This window comes from Iamia sp. SCSIO 61187 (genome assembly GCF_019443745.1).
GTDB lineage: Bacteria > Actinomycetota > Acidimicrobiia > Acidimicrobiales > Iamiaceae > Iamia.
Map to the genome: position 1 here is coordinate 2,035,897 of NZ_CP050948.1, position 19,274 is coordinate 2,055,170.

The 19,274-nt window shown below is 73.6% G+C and carries 20 protein-coding genes and 1 pseudogene; 9 read left to right on the top strand and 12 right to left on the bottom strand.

Annotation, left to right across the window (positions count from 1 at the left end):
• Nucleotides 1-147: 147 nt before the first annotated feature.
• The 4 genes from HC251_RS09810 to HC251_RS09825 form a co-directional block, all read right to left on the bottom strand.
• The gene (locus HC251_RS09810) at nt 148-429 is read right to left on the bottom strand and encodes a hypothetical protein (protein WP_219945112.1); all 282 of its coding nucleotides are present in this window, start codon (nt 427-429) and stop codon (nt 148-150) included.
• Between the two features lie 487 nt (nt 430-916).
• Nucleotides 917-2,170, bottom strand: coding sequence for an MFS transporter (locus tag HC251_RS09815; protein WP_219945113.1), 1,254 nt, complete (start codon nt 2,168-2,170; stop codon nt 917-919).
• A gap of 140 nt (nt 2,171-2,310) precedes the next feature.
• On the bottom strand, nt 2,311-3,165 hold the full coding sequence (locus tag HC251_RS09820; RefSeq protein ID WP_219945114.1) for a universal stress protein: 855 nt from the start codon (nt 3,163-3,165) through the stop codon (nt 2,311-2,313).
• A gap of 114 nt (nt 3,166-3,279) precedes the next feature.
• A complete protein-coding gene (locus HC251_RS09825; RefSeq protein WP_219945115.1) occupies nt 3,280-3,621 on the bottom strand; it encodes a helix-turn-helix transcriptional regulator in 342 nt (113 codons plus the stop codon).
• Between the two features lie 89 nt (nt 3,622-3,710).
• On the opposite strand from HC251_RS09825, the gene HC251_RS09830 reads away from it, so the two are divergent.
• From HC251_RS09830 to HC251_RS09840, 3 genes and pseudogenes are all read left to right on the top strand, one after another.
• Nucleotides 3,711-4,175 carry an ArsI/CadI family heavy metal resistance metalloenzyme gene (locus tag HC251_RS09830; protein WP_255566661.1) on the top strand — a complete coding sequence of 155 codons (465 nt, stop codon included), beginning with the start codon at nt 3,711-3,713 and terminating at the stop codon, nt 4,173-4,175.
• Nucleotides 4,169-5,281, top strand: a complete 1,113-nt coding sequence (gene arsB / locus HC251_RS09835; protein WP_370651292.1) for an ACR3 family arsenite efflux transporter — start codon at nt 4,169-4,171, stop codon at nt 5,279-5,281. The genes HC251_RS09830 and arsB overlap by 7 nt, the downstream gene beginning before the upstream one ends.
• A gap of 38 nt (nt 5,282-5,319) precedes the next feature.
• Nucleotides 5,320-5,730, top strand: a pseudogene (locus HC251_RS09840) (arsenate reductase ArsC); the annotation flags it as partial.
• A 30-nt stretch (nt 5,731-5,760) separates the two neighbouring features.
• On the opposite strand, the gene HC251_RS09845 reads toward HC251_RS09840, so the two are convergent.
• From HC251_RS09845 to HC251_RS09860, 4 genes are all read right to left on the bottom strand, one after another.
• Entirely contained in the window at nt 5,761-6,207 is a 447-nt protein-coding gene (locus tag HC251_RS09845) for an SRPBCC domain-containing protein (protein ID WP_219945119.1), read from the bottom strand.
• An 11-nt stretch (nt 6,208-6,218) separates the two neighbouring features.
• Complete coding sequence (locus HC251_RS09850; RefSeq protein WP_219945120.1) at nt 6,219-6,566, bottom strand: metalloregulator ArsR/SmtB family transcription factor; 348 nt, start codon at nt 6,564-6,566, stop codon at nt 6,219-6,221.
• A complete protein-coding gene (locus HC251_RS09855; RefSeq protein ID WP_219945662.1) occupies nt 6,563-7,027 on the bottom strand; it encodes an SRPBCC domain-containing protein in 465 nt (154 codons plus the stop codon). The genes HC251_RS09850 and HC251_RS09855 overlap by 4 nt, the downstream gene beginning before the upstream one ends.
• Nucleotides 7,028-7,178: 151 nt before the next feature.
• A complete protein-coding gene (locus tag HC251_RS09860) occupies nt 7,179-9,470 on the bottom strand; it encodes an EAL domain-containing protein (protein ID WP_219945121.1) in 2,292 nt (763 codons plus the stop codon).
• A 107-nt stretch (nt 9,471-9,577) separates the two neighbouring features.
• Here HC251_RS09860 and HC251_RS09865 point away from each other — a divergent pair, with 107 nt between their 5' ends.
• The gene (locus HC251_RS09865) at nt 9,578-9,859 is read left to right on the top strand and encodes a glutaredoxin domain-containing protein (protein ID WP_219945122.1); all 282 of its coding nucleotides are present in this window, start codon (nt 9,578-9,580) and stop codon (nt 9,857-9,859) included.
• A gap of 22 nt (nt 9,860-9,881) precedes the next feature.
• Here HC251_RS09865 and HC251_RS09870 read toward each other — a convergent pair whose 3' ends face one another.
• The gene (locus HC251_RS09870; RefSeq protein WP_219945123.1) at nt 9,882-10,487 is read right to left on the bottom strand and encodes a TetR/AcrR family transcriptional regulator; all 606 of its coding nucleotides are present in this window, start codon (nt 10,485-10,487) and stop codon (nt 9,882-9,884) included.
• A gap of 61 nt (nt 10,488-10,548) precedes the next feature.
• Here HC251_RS09870 and HC251_RS09875 point away from each other — a divergent pair, with 61 nt between their 5' ends.
• Genes HC251_RS09875 through HC251_RS09890 form a run of 4 tightly spaced genes read left to right on the top strand, consistent with a single transcriptional unit; the run spans nt 10,549 to nt 14,900 of the window.
• The gene (locus HC251_RS09875; RefSeq protein WP_370651293.1) at nt 10,549-11,694 is read left to right on the top strand and encodes an FtsX-like permease family protein; all 1,146 of its coding nucleotides are present in this window, start codon (nt 10,549-10,551) and stop codon (nt 11,692-11,694) included.
• Nucleotides 11,691-12,803: an ABC transporter permease gene (locus HC251_RS09880; protein WP_219945125.1), complete on the top strand. Its 1,113-nt coding sequence runs from the start codon at nt 11,691-11,693 to the stop codon at nt 12,801-12,803. Before HC251_RS09875 ends, HC251_RS09880 begins: the two co-directional genes overlap by 4 nt.
• Nucleotides 12,800-13,489: an ABC transporter ATP-binding protein gene (locus tag HC251_RS09885; protein ID WP_255566664.1), complete on the top strand. Its 690-nt coding sequence runs from the start codon at nt 12,800-12,802 to the stop codon at nt 13,487-13,489. Before HC251_RS09880 ends, HC251_RS09885 begins: the two co-directional genes overlap by 4 nt.
• 49 nt (nt 13,490-13,538) lie before the next feature.
• The gene (locus tag HC251_RS09890; protein WP_219945126.1) at nt 13,539-14,900 is read left to right on the top strand and encodes a B12-binding domain-containing radical SAM protein; all 1,362 of its coding nucleotides are present in this window, start codon (nt 13,539-13,541) and stop codon (nt 14,898-14,900) included.
• 24 nt (nt 14,901-14,924) lie between these two features.
• Here HC251_RS09890 and HC251_RS09895 read toward each other — a convergent pair whose 3' ends face one another.
• On the bottom strand, nt 14,925-15,692 hold the full coding sequence (locus HC251_RS09895) for an SDR family NAD(P)-dependent oxidoreductase (protein WP_219945127.1): 768 nt from the start codon (nt 15,690-15,692) through the stop codon (nt 14,925-14,927).
• 346 nt (nt 15,693-16,038) lie between these two features.
• On the opposite strand from HC251_RS09895, the gene HC251_RS09900 reads away from it, so the two are divergent.
• Nucleotides 16,039-17,217 (top strand): HNH endonuclease signature motif containing protein, encoded by a 1,179-nt coding sequence (locus HC251_RS09900; protein WP_219945128.1) that lies wholly within the window; start codon nt 16,039-16,041, stop codon nt 17,215-17,217.
• Nucleotides 17,218-17,330: 113 nt separating this feature from the next.
• On the opposite strand, the gene HC251_RS09905 is transcribed toward HC251_RS09900, so the two are convergent.
• Nucleotides 17,331-18,644, bottom strand: coding sequence for a glycosyltransferase (locus tag HC251_RS09905; RefSeq protein WP_219945129.1), 1,314 nt, complete (start codon nt 18,642-18,644; stop codon nt 17,331-17,333).
• On the bottom strand, nt 18,641-19,225 hold the full coding sequence (locus HC251_RS09910; RefSeq protein ID WP_219945130.1) for a TetR/AcrR family transcriptional regulator: 585 nt from the start codon (nt 19,223-19,225) through the stop codon (nt 18,641-18,643). The genes HC251_RS09905 and HC251_RS09910 overlap by 4 nt, the downstream gene beginning before the upstream one ends.
• Nucleotides 19,226-19,274: the final 49 nt, after the last annotated feature.

Genomic DNA, 19,274 nt, shown 5'->3' on the forward strand with positions numbered 1-19,274 from the left:
CGACGTGAGGATGGTGGACCCGATGCCGGGGAGGTCGTCGTCGTCGACCTCCTTCCAGCCCAGGCCGCGGTCGACGGCGAGGGCGCGAGCCTGGGGCTCGACCGCTTCGTGGCTGGGGACCGCGACGCCGGAGCCTCGGTCTCGTCCTCAGGAGAGCGCCAGGCGGGCCGCCAGGGCGTCCCGGTCGGCGGGCCGGAGCACCGAACCGGCCAGGCTCCACACGCCCTGGAAGACCTCGGCCGGGGCGCCGGCCCTCATGCCGCCGAGCATCTCGGCCCGGTCGTCCAGGTTCATCGCCGGCAGCATCACTGCGAGCGAACGGGCCATCTCGTCGGGCTGGATCGAGCCGACGATCGCCTGGTGGATGGCGATCGTCGCCTCGAACCCGATGGCGTCGAACAGCGCCGGCATGAGCTCGCGCTCCTCCATGTCCTGGTGGACCAGGTAGCGGCGAGGAGGTCGGTGCGTCGATCGCCGCCGAGACTGGGAGGCCGAGGCCGACCAGATCTGCCTCAACGCCGACGACGCCATCTCCGACCTGGGCGACCCGCCGGCCGACGCGGCCGACGGCGCCGACCTGGCCGCCGCCGCCCTGCCCGTCTACGAGGCCACCCACGAGGCGCTGGCGGACCTCGGCGAGCCCGACGAGGGCGCGGGGGAGGTCGACGCGTTCCTCGACCTGCTGCAGGAGAACATCGACATCACCGAGGCGTACGTCGGCCACGCCCAGCAGGGCGACGGACCCGCCACCGCCGACGCCCTGGCCGAGGCCGTCTTGATCGCCGAGGAGGCCGAGGAGCTCGTCCCCGAGTCCGAGACCTCCTCGCCCGAGTGCCGGCCCGGTGACGGGGGGACCCTTCCTGACCCGGTTGCTCGACCTGCTCGAGGTCTGAGCGGGCACGGTCGCGGCCCCTGCTCAGCGGAGACGGGACGGGGCGAGGGCGCGCCAGACGAGGGCGGCGGCGACGAGCTGGACGACGCCGCCGAGGGCCAGGGCCCCGCGGACGCTTGTGGCGGTGGCGAGGGCGCCGGCGGCGAGGGCCCCGACGATGATGATCCCACGGGTGAAGATCCGGGCGGTCACGTTGATCCGCCCGAGGAGGTGGTTCGGCGTGAGCCGCTGCTGCATGCTCCGGGCGATCGGTCGCTGCGCCCCGGCGGGGAGGCCGTTGAGGAGCCACAGCACGACGACGAGGAGGGCGGAGCGGCTGATGGCGGCGGCGGCGAGCGTGGCCCCCTGGGCGGCGACGGCCCCGGCCAGCGTGGCGCGGACGCCGACGGCCCGGGCGACGCGGCCACCGGCGAGCGATCCGACCACGGCGCCCAGCGCGCCGGCCGCGAGCACGGCCCCGAACGTGAGGGCCGAGGCGTCGAGCTCGATGGTGACGAGCACGACCAGCAGGCTGAGGCCGGCGGATGCCCCGAGGTAGGAGACGACCTGGGCGGCGGTGAGGGGGCCGAGGACGAGATGGCGCCGCAGCCAGGTGAAGCCCTCGAGGGCCTCGTCCCGACGGGTGCGCCGCCCATCGGGGCGGGGATCGGGACGGGACGGGCGGGGCCGCTCGGTCGGGAGGCGACGGAAGGGGAGGACAGATCCCAGGTAGCTGGCGCCGTCGATCACGAAGGGGAGCCAGGGGGCGAGGCCGAACGCAACGGCGCCGATCGGACCGCCGGCGAAGTCGTTGGTGACGATCTCGGCGCTGGCGATGCGACCGTTGGCCCGGTCGAGGTCCTCGTCCTCGACGACCGTCGGCACCAGGGCGACGATGGCGGGATCGACCATGATCTCGCCGACGGTGACGACGAACGCCACGACGCAGAGCTGCCAGATCGCCACCAGGTCCAGCCCGACCGAGGCGGCGAGGGCGACCATCACGAGGGCCCGCCAGGTCTGGGTGACGAGGATGGTCTGCCGTCGGTCGCGCCGGTCGACGATGACACCCCCGAGGGGGGCGAAGGTCGCCCACGGCAGGTACTGGGCGGCGGTGACGGCGCTGATGAGCAGCGGCGACGAGGTCAGCGACGCGGCGAGCAGCGGCAGCGCGGCCAGCCGGATGCCGTCGCCGGTGTTGGTGATCAGCGAGCCCCGGAGGAGAGCGTCGAACCCCGGTCCCAGGGGTCGGTCCCGGGCGCCGGCGGCGGGCCGCGAGGGGGTCGGGGGGAGGCTCACGGAAGCGCCTGCGTCGTGATCGGCTCCACGGCCACCCCCAGCACCGGGTGACGACGTCACCGCAGCCCATGTGAAGGGCATCACGAGGGGACTGCGCCGTCAAGGGGCTGATCCGGGCTCCCGTTGTCGCCGAAGGGCCGTCAGGCCGGGGGGACGACCACCACGGCGACGTCGGCGTGGGACGCCACGCTGGTCGCGACCGACCCCAGCCCGGCCAGCCCCGAGCCGCCCCGCGCCCCGACCACGATCGCCGAGGCCCGGAGCGTCGTCGCGACCTGGGTGAGGACGTCGCGGGCGTCGCCGCTGGTCACGCCGATGGTGACGTCGGGCCGCTCGCCGAGGGCCTCGGCGACGGTGCGGTCCACCACCTCGTGCCCGAAGGCCTCGTGACCGTGGAACTCGAGGCCCTCCACGGCGTACTCGGGGCCGAAGGGGTACTCCATCACGTGGACGGCGTGGATGGGGCCGTCGGTCCGGTCGGCCGCCCAGCGCAGGGCAGCGACCGACCCGGCCGAGCCGTCGACGCCGACGACGATCGGACCCGAGGAGCCGACCGGCGCCCCGAGCGGGACCACCGCCACCGGGCAGGTGGCGTCGCGGGCCACCCGGGCGCTCACCGAGCCCAGCAGCACCCGGCGGACGGGGCCGAGGCCGCGAGTCCCCACCACCACGAGGTCGGCGTCGTGCTCGGCGACCTCGGTCAGCAGCGTCGACACCGGCGGGCCGTGGCGCAGGACGGTGGTGATCGGGCCGGGACCACCCTCGGCCCGCTTGACGGCGGCGTCGAGGGTGTCGCGGGAGGCGTCCTTCACGATCTCGACCGGTGAGGTCATGGGGCCGAGGGGGACGGTCGAGATCATGTAGGCGGGTACCTCCCACGTCATCACGGCCCGCACCTCGGCACCGGTCGGCGCCGCGAACGCCCGGGCCCAGGACAGGGCGTGGTCCGCGGCCGGGCTGCCGTCGATGCCGACGACGATGGTGGACTCGGTCATGGCGTGCACCTCCGGTGGTGTGCCCTCAGCCTGTCCGAGGGGTCGCCGGAGGAGTAGGGCCGAAGGGCCCGCGACCCGAGCCGGGCCGGGCTCGGGAGACGCAGACGCCCGCCCTCAGGCGTCGAGGACCTGGCGGACGAAGGCCTCCTGCGCCGGCACGACGCTCCAGTAGACCCAGCGCCCCCGCTTGTCGCCGACGATGAGGCCGGCCTCGGAGAGGATCTTGGTGTGGTGGCTGACCGTCGGCTGGCTCTTGCCCAGCGGGTCGGTCATGTCGCACGAGCACAGCTCGCCGGCGGCGGCGATCAGGCTCAGGAGCTTGAGGCGCACCGGGTCGGCCACGGCCGCGTAGGTGTGGGCGAGCACGGCCGCCCGGGCGTCGCTGAGGGGGACCTCGACACCCGTCGAGCAGCACGTCGCGGTGGTGTCCTCGAGGGTCGGGCTGGGTGTGCTCATGGAGATCCGTCCTCACGCATTGACAATCATCGATGGAAGGGTACAGTGCCCATCGCATCGACAACCGTGAATGTACCAGGAGGACCACCGTGTCTCGTGTCCAGCTCGCCCTCAACGTCTCGAACATCGACGAGGCTGTCGCCTTCTACTCCAAGCTGTTCGCCACCGAGCCGGCCAAGCGCAAGCCCGGCTACGCCAACTTCGCCATCGTCGAGCCGCCCCTGAAGCTCGTGCTGATCGAGGGCGCCGGCGGCGGCACGCTGAACCACCTCGGCGTCGAGGTCGAGAGCGGCGAGGAGGTGCGGGCCGCCGAAGCCCGCCTGGCCGACGACGGCCTGGCCACCACGGGCGTCGACGACACGACCTGTTGCTACGCCCTCAAGACCGAGACCTGGGTCAACGACCCCGACGGCGCCCCGTGGGAGGTCTACGTCAAGACCGGCGACGCCGAGCAGATGAGCTCCACCGTCCACGGCCGCGACGAGCCGGCGCAGTGCTGCGCGCCGGCGGCGATGAGCGAGGCCGTCGCCCTGGGCTCGGCCCCGTCCTGCTGAGGGTGCCCTCCACGGCCACCACCACCGCCGACCCGACCGAGGAGGCGGTCCTCGAGCGCCTGTCGCTCCTGGACCGCTTCCTCCCGGTCTGGATCCTCGCGGCCATGGCCGTCGGCTTGGCCCTAGGCCGTCTCGTGCCCGGCCTCGACGACGCCCTCGACGCCGTGAAGGTCGACTCCGTGTCGCTCCCGATCGCCGTCGGGCTGCTGCTGATGATGTACCCGGTGCTGGCCAAGGTCCGGTACTCCCGCCTGGGCGCCGTCACCGGAGACCGGCGCATGCTCGGGGCCAGCCTGGTCCTGAACTGGGTGATCGGTCCGGCGCTGATGTTCGCCCTGGCCTGGATCTTCCTCCCGGACCTGCCGGAGTACCGGACCGGGCTCATCATCGTTGGCCTGGCTCGGTGCATCGCCATGGTGCTCATCTGGAACGACCTGGCGTGCGGGGACCGCGAGGCGGCCGTGTTCCTGGTGGCCATCAACTCGGTGTTCCAGATCGCCGCCTACTCGGTCCTGGGGTGGTTCTACCTGGAGCTCCTCCCCGGGTGGCTCGGGCTGGGCGACGGCGAGCGCCTCGACGTCGGCATCTGGGACATCACCCGCGCCGTGCTCATCTTCCTCGGGATCCCGCTCCTGGCCGGCTACCTCAGCCGAGCCGTGGGCGAGCGGACGAAGGGGCGGGACTGGTACGAGGAGCGGTTCCTCCCGACGATCGGTCCCGTCGCCCTCCACGGCCTGCTGTTCACGATCGTCGTGCTCTTCGCCCTGCAGGGCGACGCCATCACGTCCGAGCCGCTGGACGTGGCCCGCATCGCGGTGCCGCTGCTCGTCTACTTCGGCCTCATGTGGGGCGGCGCCTTCGCCCTCGGGCTGCGCCTGGGCCTGACCTACGACCGCAACGCGACCGTCGCCTTCACCGCGGCCGGCAACAACTTCGAGCTGGCCATCGCCGTGGCCATCAGCGTCTTCGGCGTCACCTCCGGCCAGGCCCTCGCCGGCGTCGTGGGGCCGCTCATCGAGGTGCCGGTCCTCATCGGGCTCGTCTACGTCGCCCTGTGGGCCCGGCGCCGCTTCTACCCGAACCGTCCCCTCGCCCCGTCGGCATGACCCAGGAGCCGCCCGTGTGCCCGTCCCACCCTCCCGCCGACGAGCGTCCCACCGTCCTGTTCCTCTGCGTCCACAACGCCGGCCGCTCCCAGATGGCCCTCGGGTGGTTCACCCACCTCGCCGGCGACCGGGCCGTGGCCTGGTCCGGTGGCTCGGAGCCCGCCGCGCAGGTCAACCCGTCGGCGGTGGCCGCCATGGCCGAGGTCGGCATCGACATCTCCCGGGAGCACCCGACGCGCTGGACCGAGGAGATCGTCCGGGCCGCCGACGTGGTCGTCACCATGGGCTGCGGCGACGCCTGCCCGCTGGTCCCCGGCACGCGCTACGAGGACTGGGACCTCGAGGACCCCGCCGGCCGGGACGTCGCCGCCGTCCGGCCCATCAGGGACGACATCCGCGGCCGCGTCGAGGCCCTCCTCGCGTCGCTCGACGTCCCCGTCGGCGCCTGAGCCTCGGCACCGACGGGGACCGCGGCGGCGTCAGTCCCAGCTGTCGATCTTGACGTCGTTCGGCGCCGGGGCGCCGGCGCCCGTCTCGACCAGGGCCTTGAGGCTCAGCAGGTAGCTCGCCCACTTGGTGCTGCAGTGGTGCATGAACTCGACCGGCTCGCGCCAGTCGCGGTGGGCGAACAGGACCTTGGTGTGGTCGCCGTCCTGCTCGAGGTCGAAGGTGACGGTCGTGTCGATCCACTCTTCGGGGCCGTCGGCCACCCGCCACCGGACCCGCTTGGCGGGGACGGCCTCGAGCACCTCCATGTCGAAGCCGCCCTTGTCGCCGAACCGGAAGCGGACGACACCGCCCTGGTCCCCGTCGCCGTCGGTCTCGTTCGTCCACCAGGACGAGAGCCCGTCGATGGTCGTGAGCGCCTCGTACACGCTCTGCGGGGAGTCGGTCCTGACCCCCACCTTGTGCAAGATGTCCACCATCTCTGTCTCCTTCAGCTGTTGCTCTGTCGTGTTCGTCGTTCGATCGCCTCGGCGATCTCCTTGATCCGCCGCAGCCGGCCGTCCCAGGACGCCTCGACCGCCGCGAGCTGGGCGACGGCCCGACCCAGCTGGACGGGATCGACGCGGTAGCGCCGCTCCCGTCCCACCGTGGTGCCCTGGACCAGCCCGACGCGGTCGAGCACCCCGAGGTGCTTGGCCACGGCCTGACGGGTCACCGGGAGGTGGTCGCTCAGGGTCGTCGCGGTGGACTCGCCCTCGATGAGGAGCAGGTCCACCAGCCGCCGCCGCATGGGGTCGCCGATCGCCGACCAGAGGTCGTCGTCGACGGCCACGCTCATGACGTCGCCACCAGCCGGGCGACGTAGGTGCCGAGCCGGGGGATGAAGTGGTCCCACCCCGAGACGTGGTCGCGGTACTGCTCCTCGAGCTCGGCCGCGGCCCAGTCCTTCTCGGCGAAGCCGGTCTCGGTCATGCGGACGAGGGTCCCGCCGTCGGCCGGGACCAGCTCGAAGGTCACCAGCAGGGAGTTGCCCGGCGCCGCCGCCTCGTCGTCGGGGTAGACCCAGCGGAACGAGAACAGGCGGGACGGCACGGCATCGACCACCGTGACCTGCGGGATCTGGGCGTCAGGGGAGGAGCGGTCGCCGAAGACGAGCTCGCCCACGGCGCCGGGCGTGGGCTCGATGACGGCGTCGTCGGGCCACCACTCCCGGAGGTGCTCCGGGCTGGTCACCACCTCGAAGACCACCTCGGGCGAGGCCTCGACGTGGATCTCCCGCTCGATCGTCTGGTTCTGGATGTCGGTCATGGTCTCGGCCCTTCCGCAACGTTTGGTTGCGGATGAGAGTGCCCGATCCGAGCCAATGATGCAACCACTGGTTGCAGATTTCTCCGGCCCGGTCCCGGGGGGGGCCAGGCGCGCCCGCCGCCCCGCCCGTGCGGGTGGGGGACTACCAGCGCGGATCTCGGGCGAGGAGGGCGGCGAAGCCGTCGATCGGGAGCGGGCGCGAGAACAGGTAGCCCTGGGCCAGGTGGCAGCCGCACCGGCGGACGTGGGCCAGCTGCGTCTCGGTCTCGACCCCCTCGGCCGAGATCTGGAGGTCGAGCGCTCCGGCCAGGGCGGCGACGGCGTCGACGATGCGGTCGAGGCGGGCGCCGGGCCGGTCGATGGCGGCGACGAAGCTGCGATCGATCTTGACCTCGCCGACCGGCATGCGCCCGAGCCGGGTGAGCGACGAGTGGCCGGTGCCGAAGTCGTCGATGGCCAGCCCCACGCCCAGGGCGCTGATCCGCTGCAGGAGGTCGAGGGACCCGTCGATCCCGGGGCTGAGCGCCGTCTCGGTGATCTCCAGGAGCAGGTCCTCGGGGCGCCAGCCGTGGCGGCGGCAGGTGCTGTCGACGACGCGGTCGAAGTCGCCCCGCCGCAGCTGGTGCAGCGACAGGTTCACGCCGAGCTGGAAGCGGTCGACCCCGAGGGCCGCGACCAGGCCGCCGACGTCGGCCACGGCTCGGTCGAGCACCCACCGGCCGACCTCGTCGATGGTGCCGGTCTCCTCGGCCACGCCGATGAAGACGTCGGGCCCGAGCAACCCGTGCTCGGGGTGCGCCCAGCGGACCAGCGCCTCGGCCCCGACGATGCGCCCGGCGGCCAGGTCGACCACGGGCTGGTAGTGCACCACCAGCTCCTCGCGCTCGACGGCGCGCCGGAGGTCGTTCTCGATCTGGAGGCGCACCACGGCGGCGGCACGCATGTCGGAGTCGAACAGCACCATCCGGTCGCGCCCCCGGTCCTTGGCCCGGTACATCGCCGCGTCGGCGTCGCGGAGCCAGCTGTCGCCGGTGTGGTGGTCGGCGGCGACGGCCAGGCCGATGCTGACCGTGAGGTGCACCTCCTGGCCCGACGGGACCACGAACGGCTCGGCCATGGCGGTGGCGATGTCGGCGGCGACGCACTCGGGGTCGTGGGCGTGGACGGGATCGTCGAGGAGCACCACGAACTCGTCCCCGCCGAAGCGGGCCACGGTGTTGCCCGGGTCGATCGTCGCCCGCAGGCGATCGGCCACGGCCACCAGGACCTGGTCGCCCACACCGTGGCCCAGGCTGTCGTTGACGACCTTGAACCGGTCGAGGTCGCAGAACAGCACGGCCAGGTCCGAGGTCCGGTCGCCGGCCCGCTCGAGGGCGTGGTCGAGCCGGTCGAGCAGGAGGACCCGGTTGGGCAGGCCGGTGAGCCCGTCGTGCAGGGCCTGGTGGGACAGCCGGGACTCGGTGGCCACCCGCTCGACGGCGATGGCGACGAGGCTGCACGCCAGCTCGCCGACGCGCTGCTCGTGGGCGTCGGGCGTGTGGGGCGTGTCGTAGACGGTCGACAGGGTGCCGATGACCTCCCCGGTCCCGGTGGCCACGATGGGCTGCGACCACCCCGCCCGCAGGCCGACACGGCGGGCCACGGCGCGCAGCTCGGGCATCTCGTCGCCGAGGTCGAGGTCGGGCAGGTAGGTCGCGGCGCCGGTGGCGAAGGCGGCGTCGCAGAGGCTGCGGGGTGGGTCGTGGGGCGGGTCGCGCATGAAGTCGTTGAGCTCGGTGGGGGCGCGGCCGGCGCGCATCTCCAACCGGTCGTCGTCGAGGAGGTAGATCGACGACGACCGTCCGCCGACGCCGTTCTCCTCGACCAGGGCGACGCAGCGGTCGAACACGTCCGAGAGCGGCGCGCCCCGGGCGATGAGCTCGAGCACGGCGGCCTGGCTCGACGCCAACCGCTGGGCCCGCCGGAGGTCGGTGATGTCGCTGGTCGTGAGGACGATGCCCCGCACCTCGGGATCGTCGAGGAGGTTCACGCCGGTCGCGGCGACGTCGACCCAGCGCCCGTCGGCGGCCCGCACCCGCGCCTCGGCGCTGACCTCGACGCCGGGGGAGGCGAGCGACCGGTCGAAGGCGGCCAAGGCCCGGTCCCGGTCGTCGGGGTGGACGAGGGTGCGGATGTCCATGGTCCGCCACTCGTCGGCGGAGTAGCCGAGGAACCGGGCCTCGGTCCCGGTGGTGAAGCTGAGCGTGCCGTCGCGGTCGAGCACGGAGATGGCGTCGCTCACGCTCCCGAGCAGCGTCCGCAGCCACCGCTCCGACCGGGCCGTGGCGGCGTGGGCGCGGCGGAGCTCGTCGAGCGCGTCGGTCCCGCGGGCGACGCGGTCGTCGTCGCCGTCGTCGCCGTGGGCGTCGCCCAGCTGTGGCCCCACCTGTCGCACCGATCGGGAGGCTAGGGCCCAGGAGCGGGCGCCCGCTGGAGGGGCCCGGCCCGGACCGGTCCGCTCGGCGGGGTGGAGGTGGGCCCGCGACCCGCCAGGCTGGGACGATGTCCGACGCCACGACCGAGCCCGACGCGCCGAGGGTGCGGGTCTACTGGCGGCGAGGGTGCTGGTTCTGCTCCTCGCTGCGGCGCCAGCTCGCCGACGCCGGGTTGGAGACCGAGGAGCACGACATCTGGGCCGACGAGGAGGCCGCCGCCTTCGTGCGGGCCCACGCCCGGGGCAGCGAGACGGTCCCCACCGTCGACGTGGCCGGCGAGGTGCGGGTCAACCCCAGCCCGTCCGAGGTCCTCGCCCTGGCCCGGGCGGCCGGCATCGCCACGGCCTGACGGTCCGCCCGCGCCCGAGGGGTCAGGCGGCCCCGAGGGCGTGCAGCAGGAAGTCCGTGACCCGCCGGGCCGCATCGTCGGGGTCGTGGTGCCCGCGGCCGATCGGCAGCCGCTCGGACCCCATCACCGCGAAGGCCATGGGCACGACCTCGTCGGGGTCGACGGCGCGCAGCTCGCCCGCCGCCATGCCGTCGACGATGACCTCGGCCAGCAGGCCGTGCAGGGGCCGGAACCGGGCCATCAGCGCCTCGTGGCTCGCCGGCGGCAGGGTCGCGCCGTCGAGCATGCCGCTCTCGCTGCCCGCGCCCGGCTCGTGGAGGAACTGGTGCATCTGGCGGCGGACCAGGAGGGCGAGGCGGTGGGCGGCGTCGGGCTCGGCGGCCAGCTCGGCCCGGAGGTCGGCCGCGAAGTCCGCCACCGAGCGGTCCACGTACGCCATGAGCAGCGCTTCCTTGCCGGCGACGTAGTTGTAGATGGTGTTCCGGGCCATCCCCGCCCGCTCGGCCACCCCGGCCAGGGTCACCGCCGCGTACCCATCTTCGGCCATCAGCTCCCCGAACGCATCGAGGAGCCGGGTCTGCATGAGCGTCCGGTGCTCGGCCACGGTGTCGGCGCGGATCCGGGGCATGGCGAGAGTGAACCACAGGCGCCGAGCGTCGAGGTTGTTTATCCGACGCTGCGTCGTGAAGATGAGGCCCGTGTTCCTCGCCCTCCGAGAGCTGCGTCGGGCCAAGGCCCGCTTCGGCCTCCTCGTCGCCGCCGTCGGGCTCCTCGTCTTCTTGATCCTCACCCAGCAGGCGCTCCAGGACGGGTTGCTGACCTCGTTCGTTGGAGCGATCCGGTCCCAGTCGGCGCCCGTCCTCGTCTACAGCGTCGACGGTCAGAGGACCCTCCAGGGCAGCGTCATCCCGCCGGACCTCGAGCGGACGATCACCGAGGTCGACGGCGTCGGCGCGTCGGGGCGGATCGGCCAGGGCACCTTCACCGCGACCGTCGACGGCGGCGACGAGGAGGTCGACGCCGCCGTGATCGGGGCCGACGACCCCGACCTCGGCGGTCCCGAGGACCTGTCGGCGGGGCGCCGGCCGGAGGCGCCGGGGGAGGCCGTGGGCAGCGCCGCGGACTACGCCCTCGGCGACGTGGTGCGCATCGTGCCCGCCGGGAGCGGCGGCGCCGGGTCCGACGCCCCCGAGCTGACGGTGGTGGGGTTGGTCGAGGACGCCCAGATCCAGGTGTCGCCCACCCTCTTCGTGGCGTGGGACGACTACGAGGAGGTCGTCCTGGCGGCCAACCCCGATGCCCGGGAGGTGCTCCCCAGCGTCATCGGCGTGGCCCCCGAGGACGGCGTCTCCGAGGCCGAGCTGGTCGAGCGGATCAACGACGCCAGCGCCGACGCCGACGCCCTGACCCGGCAGGAGGCGGCCGACGAGGCACCGGGGGTGTCGCAGGTCCGCCAGTCGTTCCAGGTCCTGTTCCTGCTGTACGGGCTGGTCGTGCCCCTGGTGATGGGTCTGTTCTTCCTCATCATCACCTTCCAGAAGGCGGCCTCGCTGACCCTCCTGCGGGCGATCGGCGCCCGCTCGGGCACGCTCGTCCGCTCGCTGCTCGTGCAGGTGCTGATCGTCATCGTCGGCGGCCTGGCCCTGGGCACGGCCCTCTACGCCCCGCTCAGCCAGCTGCGCGTCGGCTCCATCGCCCTGCGCTTCGACGTGGGGGCCGTCGTCTTCTGGTCGGTGCTCCTGCTCGTCCTCGGCCTCCTGAGCGCCGTCGTCGCCGCCCGCCGGGTGCTCGCCATCGACCCCATCGAGGCCACCACCGGGGGAGGGGCCCGATGAGGATCGCCCTGCGCGAGATGCGCCGCCGACCGGGTCGCTTCGCCGTGGCCACGGTGATCCTGACCCTGATCTCGATGCTCCTGATGTTCCTGGGCGGGCTGCTCGACGGGCTGGTGGCCAACAGCACCGGCGCCCTGCGCGCCCAGCAGGCCGACGCCATCGTCTACTCGGCCACCTCCCAGGACTCGCTCGTCCGCAGCCGCATCGAGCCCGACGTCCGGTCCCAGGTGGAGGAGGTCGTGGGCGCCGAGTCCGTCGGCGGGTTCGGCAGCGTGCAGCTCGGCGGGCGCCTCGACGGCCGGGGGCCGCGCGACCTCGTCCCCATCGTGCTGTTCGGCTACGAGCTCGCGCCCCGCGGCCTGCCCGACGAGCCGCCGGGGCCCGGCGAGGTCTACGCCGACGAGGCCCTGCGCAGCGAGGACATCGAGGAGGGCACGACGATCCGGCTGGGACCGGCCCGCTCGGAGGTCACCGTCGTCGGGTTCCTCGAGGACAGCCGGTACTCCGGGCAGGGGACGCTCTGGGGGTCGCTCGAGACCTGGCGCGAGGTCGTCGCCGCCAACCGCCCGGCCGAGGCCACCGGCGACGGCGTGGTCCAGGCCCTCGTGGTGCGGGAGGGCGCCGCAGGCGGAGATCTGGCCGCCGCGGTCGACGCCGCCACCGACGGCGCCACCAGCACCCTCAGCATCGACGCCGCCATCGACGCCCTGCCCGGCGTGTCCCAGCAGACCAGCACGTTCAACCAGATCATCGGGGTGACGGTGCTCATCGCCATCGTGGTCGTGGCCCTGTTCTTCGCCCTCCTCACCGTCGAGCGGGTCGGGCTCTACGGCATCTTGAAGGCCATCGGCGCGTCGTCGCGGACGCTGTTCCTCGGCGTCCTCACCCAGGCCGTGGTCGTGGCCCTGCTGGCGTCCGCCGTCGGCATCGTCGCCGCCCTGGCCCTCGACGCCCTCGTCCCGCCCGGGTCCATCCCGTTCGTCGCCAGCCCGGCCCGCCTCGGGTCCAGCGCCGCCATCGTCGTGGCCGCCGCCGCCGCCGGCTGCGCCTTCTCCCTGCGACGCGTGCTCCGCGTCGACCCCGCTGCTGCCATCGGAGGTTCCCAGTGACCGAGTCCGCCCTCCAGATGCGGGGCGTCCGCAAGACCTACGAGGTCGGCGGCGAGGAGGTCGCCGCCCTCGACGGCGTCGACCTCGAGGTCGCCGCCGACGAGATCATCGCCCTCGTGGGGCCGTCGGGGTCGGGCAAGACGACCCTCTGCTCCATCGCCGGCGCCCTCCTGACGCCCACCGACGGGTCCGTCGTGGTCGCCGGCGAGGAGATCTCCGACTTCTCCGGCAAGCAGCTGACCGAGTTCCGGCGCACGTCCGTCGGCTTCGTCTTCCAGACGGTCAACCTGGTGCCGTTCCTGACCGCCCGGGAGAACCTCCTGGTCGTGGACGAGCTGGGCGCCCGCTCCGGGTCGCCCGCCCGCGATCGGGCCGACCAGCTGCTCGACGAGCTCGGGCTGGCCGACCGGGGGAGCAGCCTGCCGGCGCAGCTGTCGGGCGGGCAGCGCCAGCGCGTCGCCATCGGCCGGGCCCTGATGAACGAGCCCGACCTCGTGCTCTTCGACGAGCCCACCTCGGCCCTCGACTCGGCGCTGGGCCAGCAGGTGGTCGAGCTCATCCGGGACGAGATGAAGGCCCGCGGCACCGCCGCCATCATCGTCACCCACGACGACCGCATCACCCACTTCGCGGACCGCACCGTCCACATGGAGGACGGTCGGATCGAGGACGAGACGACGCACTGAGGCGTCGTCGCCACGGGGGTCCCGCCGGTGGCCCCGTACCATCTCGACCGTGGACGTCGGGGTCGAGCTGCAGCCGGGGCGGGGCGCCGCCGCCCTCGACTGGCCCGACGGCCGGGTGGCGCTGCTCTACGTCGGCGACGAGGAGCTCCCCGGTGACCCGTTGCCGGTGATGAACCCGCCCCTCGGGGTCCAGCAGCTGGCGACCCTGCTCCGCCGGCGGGGCGTCACCGCCGAGGTGTTCGACGACCGCCTCGTCGCCGACGTCGTGGGCGAGGTCGCCGCCTTCGCTCCCGACCTGGTCGGGCTCAGCTTCCTGTCGACGGCCAGCGCCGAGGCGGCGCGGCTGGGCGGTCGACTCCGGGCCGCCGGGCTGCGGACCGTGGCCGGCGGGGTGCACGCCACCGTGCGCGTCGACGACCTGGTGGCCGCCGGCACCTACGACTGCGTCGTCACCGGCGACGGGGAGGCCGCACTGCTCGACCTGTGCGGCCGGCTCGCCCGGGGCGAGGACCTCCCGCCGCGCCTCGACGGGCGGCCCTGGGGGGACCTCGACGCCCTGGCCCCGATCGACCGCTTCGACGTCTACGCCCCCGTGTACGGCGCCCCCGACCGCATCCCGACCGTCTCGCTCCAGATCGGTCGGGGCTGCCCCATGAACTGCCAGTTCTGCGAGCTGGCCCGCGACGCCGGCACCTACGCCCTCCCCAACGCCTACGGGCGCCGCGATCCCCGGTCGGTGGTGGCCGAGCTGGCGACGTACCTCGACCGGTGGGACGCGACCTACGTGGTGCTGCTCGACTCGATCGCCACCCTCCACCAGGAGGCGCTGACCGCCGTGATCCGCCACCTCGAGGCGCGGGGCGGCGTGTCGCTCCAGCTCAACGCCCACGTCAACAAGTTCGGCGCCGGCATCGCCGCCGAGGTGGCCCGGCTGGAGGACGTCAGCGTCTGGTTCGGCTTCGAGTCGGGGTCGGACCGCATGCTGCGCCGGCTCAAGAAGGGCCACACCGCCGAGGCGGCCTGGGACGCAGCGCGCCGCGCCCTCGACGCCGGCGCCCGCCTCGGCGTCAACCTGCTGATCGGGCTCCCCGGCGAGACCGACGAGGACCGGGCCGCGACCGAGCGGTTCGTCCAGCGGATCCTCGACCACGACGTCGACGGGCGGGCGATCCTCAACCCCAACATCTTCAACCCGCTCCCGGGGACCCCGCTCTACGACGACTGCCTGGCCGACGGGCTGATGGTCCGGCCCGGCGACGACCGGGTGTGGAGCGCCGACGCCATCGAGGCCGCCGGCGGCGGTCCGGTCCGGGGGATCGACTACGCCCGCGTCGTGCGCCAGTACCGCACCCTCCAGCAGATGACCGAGCGCCGGGCCCGCGACCACGTGGGCTGGGCCGGGATCGCCTGAGGCCCCGCCGGCACGGCCGGCCGGTCAGCCCTGCTGCTCGGTGGGCCGGACCAGCACCTCGTTGACGGCGACGTGGCGCGGGCGGGTCACGACGAAGGTGATGGCGTCGGCGATGTCGGCCGGCTCGAGCTGCTGCACCCCGGCGAACCGCTCGTGGAAGGCGGCCTGGACCTCGTCGCGCTGGTGGCTCACCAGCTCGGTCGCCACCGCGCCCGGCGCGACCAGCGACACCCGCACGTGGCGCTGGGTCACCTCCTGGCGGAGGCTCTCGCTGAAGGCGCCGACCCCGTGCTTGGTGAGGTTGTAGACCCCCGACCCGTTGCGGGCGACCCGCCCGGCGACGGAGCTGACGTTGACCAGGTCGGCCACCCGCCGGGGCTCGCGCCGGGCGGTGGCGAGGAGGTGGGGGAGGGCGGCGTGGGCGACGTAGAGCAGGCCCTTGACGTTGAGGTCGACCATCCGCTCCCACTCCGCGAGCGGGGCGCCCTCCACCGGCCCGTTCAGCATGACGCCGGCGTTGTTGACCACCGTGTCGAGGCGTCCGTGCTCGGCGACCACCGCCTCGACGGCTGCGGCGACGGCCGGCTGGTCGGTGACGTCGAGCTCCTGGGCCACGGCGGTCCCGCCGCCGGCCCCGATGGCCTCGACGAGGGCGGCCAGCCGGTCGGCCCGGCGGGCCGCGACGACCACCCTCGCCCCCTCGGCGGCCAGGGCGGTGGCCGTGGCCTCGCCGATCCCGCTGCTGGCGCCGGTCACCAGCGCCACCGTCCCATCGAGTCGCTCTCCTGCCATGCCCCTGACGCTATGTGTCTCGCCCATGCCCACGGCCACGGAAGGTGCCAGGCACCATCCGTGGCCTCGCCGCCGGCGGCGGGCTGGGCGTCTCGCGGGCCATCCGGCGGTTGTCGCCACCCGTCGGTCGTACCGATGGCTGGGTACGGCGGTGGGGTGCGAGGCGGTGGAGTGGCGTCGGCTCGGGTGGGGCGCTGTGCGGCGTTCTGCGACCCGGATCGCCGTTTCGGGCACTGGTGACCACAACCGATCTGCGGGGCTCACAGTGGCACACAGAAGCCGAGAAACCGTTAGATTTCTTGGGTTTCCGGGGTTCGATTCCCGTCTGTCGGGTATCATGGGTGTCATGTTCGAGGCGCTCGCCACCACCATCATCGACCTGGACATCCCCGTCGATGGCGACGCCCTCGACGAGGCGCTGTTCCTGGGGGATCGCCTCGAGGCCAAGCTCGTCGAGGCCATCTGCCGCTTCGATGACACCAACGAGTGGGACACCGCCGAGGGCTGCGCCTCGATGACCGCCTGGCTGCGGGTCCGAGGGCGGATGACCAACAGCGACGCCCAACGGATGGCCACCACCGCCCGCCGCCTCCGCCACCTCCCGGTGCTGCGCGCCGCCTGGCTCTCTGGCGAGGTGTCCGGGGGTCACGTCGCCGCGGTGGTCGCCAACCTCAACGACCGCACCGCCCCGCTGTTCCAAGCCGGCGAGGACGACCTCGTCCCCATGCTCGCCGGCCTCGACGTGACCGGGGCGGTGGTGGCCATGAAGTCCTGGGCCGCCCACGCCAAGGAGACCCTCGACGACCAACCCTCCGGTGAGCCCGACCCCGACCGCTCCGCCCACCTCTCACCCACCCTGTCCGGGGGGCGGTTGGACGCGAACCTCGAACCCGAGGCGTACCACGCCGCCCAAGCCGCCCTCCGGCTGGCCATGGGCCGCCACGGCGAGGACGACGAGCGGACCCCGGCCCAACGGCGCCACGACGCCCTGGCCGAGATCTTCACCCACTTCCTCGACCACCAGTCCGACCACAAGGGCGGACGCCACCGCCCGCACCTCAACATCACCATCGGCCTCGAGGAGCTCACCTCAGAACGCGGGCAGGGGTGCTTCGACGACGGCACACCCATCACCGCCCACGCCGCCCGCCGGCTGGCCTGCGACGCGAACATCCACCGGGTCATCACCAAGGCTGACGGCACCGTCCTCGACTACGGACGCTCCACCCGGACGATCCCGGCCCCATTGTTCCAAGCGCTGTGCATCCGCGACCGCGGGTGCCGGTTCCCCGGCTGCGACCGGCCCGCCCATCGCACCGACGGTCACCACGTCGCTGAGTGGATCGCCCACCGAGGACCCACGAACCTGCGGAACCTGGTGCTGTTGTGCCGGTACCACCACGGCGTCGTCCACCGCCCGGGCTGGACCATCGAGCTCCGACCCGACGCCACCGTCATCATCACCACCCCCGACAGGCGGAAGCGACGATCCCAGCCCGTCGACCGACGGGCCCTCGCCGCCTGACACACGACACCCCCAGGTGAGCCCGCCCCCGGCGGGCTCACCACCGCGCCGCACGGCGGGTCGAGCCACGGACGGTGCCAGGCACCTTCCGTGGGCGCGGCCCACCGATGACGTCAGCGGCGGACCGGGACCGACTCGAGCTCGACGACGAGGGCGCCCGACGCCGCGTCCCTCCGGATGCTCGCTCCCAGCCGCTCGCTGGCGATGCGGAACGACGGGTCGTCGAGGAGGCGGCGGACGGCTCGGGCGACCTTCGCCGGTGAGGCCTTGCGCTCGAGCTTCAGGCCCGCGCCTCGGGTGGTGACCCGGACGGCGTTGTCGGACTGGTCGCGACCGTGGGGGAGGACCAGCATCGGGACGCCGGCGGCCAGGGCCCGGACGACGGTGCCGTGGCCGCCGTGGGTGACGACAGCGGCGGCGTGCTCCAGCACGACCGAGTGGGGAGCGGCGGCGACGACGGTGACGTTCGCCGGGGCGACGAGGGTCCCGGGGTCGAGGGCGGGGCCGGTGGTGACGAGCACGCGGACGGGCATGCGGGCGAGCCCGTCGACGATGCGCTGCAACGTGGGCACCTGGTCCTGGAAGGTCGTGGACAGGGCCACCAGCACGAGCGGGTCGTCGCCGGGCGGCGGGGACCACGCCCCCTCGGCCCAGGTCGGGTCGTCGAGGACGGGCCCCACGTAGCGCACCTGATCGGGCAGCCGGGCCGGGAAGTCGAAGGCGGCCGAGGTCAGCACCAGGTGGCGGCGGGCCGGATCGGCTTGGGCGAACAGCCGGTCGAGGGGGTCGAGGCCCCGCTCCTGGCGCAGCGCGTTCAGGCCGGGCAGGCCCTTGCGCCAGGCCCGGTCGAGCATCGAGTGGAGGATGAGGTCGCGCAGCTCGCCGACGCGACCCCGGGCCGGGCGGAGGCCGGCTCCGAACGGGGGCATGCCGGGGGCGGGGAGGGCGTAGGCGTTGGGGATCAGGATGTCGAAGGGCACGCCGGCCGCCTCGGCCGCGACCATGGCGCCGAAGGCGAACATCGAGCACACCACCAGGTCGGGCCGGACCTCGGCCAGGGCGTCGTCGGTGTCGGCGGCGAAGGCGGGCGCCGGCCCCACGAGCTGGCGTTCGAGGATCCGCTCGAACAGCTGGTTCGGGTTCTTGCACTCCCAGTCCTGCCAGGGGTCGTCGTCGCGGTGGCGGCTGGCCCGGTTGGTGGCCCGGACCCAGGGTCGGTACCGGGCGCCGGTGGCCTCGACGTCGCGGCGCATGGAGTCCTCGCCGAGGACGGTCACGGCGTGGCCCCGCTCGACGAGACGGCGGACGGCGCCGAGCTCGGGCGGGACGGTGCCACCCCCGTCGACGAGGGCGAAGAGGTACGTGCGGGGGCGGTCGTCCACGGGGGCGGGTGCTCCCGGGGGTGGGGTGGTGGGTGCGGTGGTCACGGGGTGCCTCCTGGGAGGATGCCCTCGACGAGGGCGATCATGGTCTTCTCGGCCTCGCCCCGGCTCAGGCGGAGGTCCCGCCGCAGGAGCTTCCACGTGTAGACGTCCGTCGCCGCGTGGAGGGCGTTGATGGCTCGACGGCGCGCCGTGCGGCCCTCGGGCAGGGCATCGCCGAACACCTCGACGAGCCACCTCTGGTGCCCGGCCCGGGCCTGCTCCATCAGCGCCGCCAGCTCGTCGAGGGGTTCGATGGCCCAGCGGGCGTTGGCGTCGCCGATGCGCTCGTACTCACCGACGAGGGCGTGGACGGCGCCGACGACGTCGCCGGGGGCCGCCGCCCGGGCGGCCATCGTCTGCTGGCTCATGTGGTCGGCGACGCCGGCCACGACCCCCGCCTTGGACTCGAAGTGGTTGAGGACCGTCTGGTGGGACACCCCGGCGGTCTCGGCGATCTGGGTCAGGGTGACGTCGCCGTAGGCGTGCTCGAGGAACAGGGCCATCGCCGCCTCGATGATGCGGAGCCGGGTCGTCTCGGCCCGGGCCGATCGGTTGGTCATGGAGTACGCACGGGTCGGGTTCATTTGAGCGACACTCAAACATGACGTGGAGCGACGGTCAACCGAATGTTGC

Excerpts from the sequence above, each read along its gene's own strand:
- HC251_RS09810 (WP_219945112.1), bottom strand. The coding sequence starts at position 429 with ATGGAGGAGCGCGAGCTCATGCCGGCGCTGTTCGACGCCATCGGGTTC.
- HC251_RS09820 (WP_219945114.1), bottom strand. The coding sequence starts at position 3,165 with ATGACCGAGTCCACCATCGTCGTCGGCATCGACGGCAGCCCGGCCGCG.
- HC251_RS09825 (WP_219945115.1), bottom strand. The coding sequence starts at position 3,621 with ATGAGCACACCCAGCCCGACCCTCGAGGACACCACCGCGACGTGCTGC.
- HC251_RS09845 (WP_219945119.1), bottom strand. The coding sequence starts at position 6,207 with ATGGTGGACATCTTGCACAAGGTGGGGGTCAGGACCGACTCCCCGCAG.
- HC251_RS09850 (WP_219945120.1), bottom strand. The coding sequence starts at position 6,566 with ATGAGCGTGGCCGTCGACGACGACCTCTGGTCGGCGATCGGCGACCCC.
- HC251_RS09865 (WP_219945122.1), top strand. The coding sequence starts at position 9,578 with ATGTCCGACGCCACGACCGAGCCCGACGCGCCGAGGGTGCGGGTCTAC.
- HC251_RS09870 (WP_219945123.1), bottom strand. The coding sequence starts at position 10,487 with ATGCCCCGGATCCGCGCCGACACCGTGGCCGAGCACCGGACGCTCATG.
- HC251_RS09875 (WP_370651293.1), top strand. The coding sequence starts at position 10,549 with ATGAGGCCCGTGTTCCTCGCCCTCCGAGAGCTGCGTCGGGCCAAGGCC.
- HC251_RS09880 (WP_219945125.1), top strand. The coding sequence starts at position 11,691 with ATGAGGATCGCCCTGCGCGAGATGCGCCGCCGACCGGGTCGCTTCGCC.
- HC251_RS09895 (WP_219945127.1), bottom strand. The coding sequence starts at position 15,692 with ATGGCAGGAGAGCGACTCGATGGGACGGTGGCGCTGGTGACCGGCGCC.
- HC251_RS09900 (WP_219945128.1), top strand. The coding sequence starts at position 16,039 with ATGTTCGAGGCGCTCGCCACCACCATCATCGACCTGGACATCCCCGTC.
- HC251_RS09910 (WP_219945130.1), bottom strand. The coding sequence starts at position 19,225 with ATGAACCCGACCCGTGCGTACTCCATGACCAACCGATCGGCCCGGGCC.